The sequence below is a fragment of the Bradyrhizobium sp. genome, assembly GCF_049586575.1.
Lineage (GTDB): Bacteria > Pseudomonadota > Alphaproteobacteria > Rhizobiales > Xanthobacteraceae > Bradyrhizobium.
In genome coordinates, this window is sequence record NZ_JBAVCF010000774.1 from 1 (window position 1) to 2,544 (window position 2,544).

The 2,544-nt window shown below is 59.7% G+C and carries 1 protein-coding gene; it reads right to left on the bottom strand.

Annotated elements, in window-relative coordinates:
* Positions 1-320: 320 nt before the first annotated feature.
* Positions 321-1,562: an MFS transporter gene (locus tag WB528_RS27740; protein WP_423892536.1), complete on the bottom strand. Its 1,242-nt coding sequence runs from the start codon at positions 1,560-1,562 to the stop codon at positions 321-323.
* Between the last annotated feature and the right edge of the window lie 982 nt (positions 1,563-2,544).

Here is a 2,544-nt window from a genome sequence, read left to right on the forward strand (position 1 = left end):
CCACAATAGTGGGTCTCCAAGTCCACAAAGGTACATCGCGGCCGCGGTCGCGACCCCGACAGTTTATCGTCCACCGCGCGGGGCACGAGCGTCGAATAGCTTGGGAATTCATTGCAGTTTACAACGATCACGCCACGTCGAACGAAAGAACTGCCCCAGCCCACGATCCTCTGAAATCGTTGCTCACGATCCCGCGAAACGCGCATCCTAGTCGAACGCTCAAGTCACTAAAATGTTGCTCGCTTGCAGAGTTAATCGACGCCCGTGGAGCCAGCAGCCATGTCGTGAACCTGACCAATCTTGGCGAAAAGGACGGCACCTCATCGGCCCGATGGCTTTGTCTCCGGCATAAAAAGCCAGACCATTGCAACCGCTGCCAAACCCGTCAGCGTCAAGGCCAGGAACCCGGCGGCGCGCCCGAAGCTCGCGGTTATCACGCCGGACAGTGTGGTGCTAACCGAAGCGCCAATGCCAGACGTGACGCCAACGAGACCTTGCGCCAAGTTGAATCGGCCGGTGCCGCTGGTCAAGTCAGCAATGACCAATGCTTGCAGCACGCCGAGCACGGTTCCGCTGACTCCGTCAAGGAGTTGTACGGCGAGGAGCAGCATCGGGTCGGCGACGACGGTGAAGAGGAGAGCACGAATCGGCAAAACGCCGAATCCGAGGAGCAGAAGCGGTCGTCGGCCCCAGCTGTTGGCGTGCCGGCCCGCCCATGGCGCCATCACGGCGACGATGATCTGGGGGACGATAACGAGTCCGGACATGATGAGCGCTGATCGACTTCCCTCAGCGTGCCCCAACGTTCCACCGATCAGCGGCAAGATCGAAGCATCGACCATCTGAAACATGAACAGGCAACCTGCGAATATCAGCAGATAGCGGTTCCTCCAGAACGCTCGGCGACGGATTCGAGGAGGCCGCGCAGAATGGTGGTGATCCGGCGCGCCCACTGACCGGCCAAAATGGATGTCGTCGGCACGAATCCGGACGAGGGCGACCAGCGCCGGAAGCACAAGTACGGCAGTCGTGAAAAAGATATCGCGGTTTGAGAGGAAATATCCGACGACGCCCAAAATCCCTGCGGCGGCCAGGCTCCCGATGGACTTGAAGCGCTGATTGCGCCCGAGCCGCTCACCAAGCAAATCGTGACCGACAAGACCAAGGCTGATGGACGCGATAGCCGGTCCAAGAAACCCGCCGGTAATCCCTTGCAGCACCAGGGCGACTGAGACCGGTGTAAACGTCGGCCAGAGGGCTATGATGAGAGCACCAAGGCCGACCATGATGGTGCCCAGGCCGACAAGGAATCTTTTCGACCGGACCACATCAAGAAGCTCGCCGCTGGGCAACTGGGTCAACAAGCCGGCTATGCCGCCGGCACTTAATACTAAGCCGATCTTCTCTTGCGACCATCCCTGATCACCAAGAAAGACGGCCACGAATGGTCCAAAGCCGGCCAGAACTCCTGCTACAAACAAGTTGACGCCGTCTAGGGCCCGCAGGCTTTGATCGGATGGTAAGACGCTTGCGTTGAGCGGCTGTGCTGCAGCGATCGTCATCTCTATGCCTCTGGCGGTTTAGGAGGGCCACGCCCGCTGCCGCAATGCATTGTTTGGTTGTCCAGATGGGCTAACCTGAACGATCAGTCGTCTACGTCTCGAACATCAATCCGTTTCCGCACGCCGGATAGTCTCTTTCGGAATTGCCGCGGCGAACCGCGATTACAGCGCGGCGAGCCGGACGGTATCATTTCGACCCGCCCACCGTCAGCCGAAGAATAACATGGCTGTCGGTCAGCGCCGTTCGGGGCCCATTTTGGCGGGGTTATGTAAGTATTCACTGATGGCGGGTGCTGCAGTCGTGCGGTGGCCATCGGCGCAGTGACTGCATCCATTTCGTCCATGTTGTGCGTGCAGATGTGTGATGGCTCCGAACGATCAAGCCGACAGGCGCCGCTGGGATGGGGCGACACCGACGTTCACCGTGAAGTACCGATTGTGAAAGCAAAATATCTCGTGCACGCTCAACACTGCGCCAGCGTGAAGAAAACGGTCAAGAAGGCAACGGCCGTTGGCGCCTCGAGTGGGGACTTGCAGGTCTGTGAGTGAACGGCGGCAGCACCGGACAGCTTCAGAGGACGGTCCGAGCTGCCGGGTTGCTTTTGACAGCCGTTAAAACCGCTTACACTGCGTCCGTCGCGTTGCGGCCAGGACGATTGCCCACGAGAGGCATGCATCGGCAACGCCCACTTCCGTGTCCGGGTCTGCGTAGTTTCCGAGGCTCCCGCCGTTATTTCCCCCCGCTACAATCGGTTGCGTTACCTCGGGAGAGCTGCGTATGCCGGCTCGCGCAGGTCGGCGGAAGTTTCTCTATGGCGATGTCCCGGGTCGATGCGTCACGGGGCAGGTCAAGACGGAACGGTGTCGCCACGCTCGTCGTAGATCGAGGTCGATCGCCGAATATTCGGTAGGTTCTCGATCACGGACGCGCCGATCGACCTTATGTGCGGCTACAGGAGTGAGGGAATGTTGTGGGATGCAT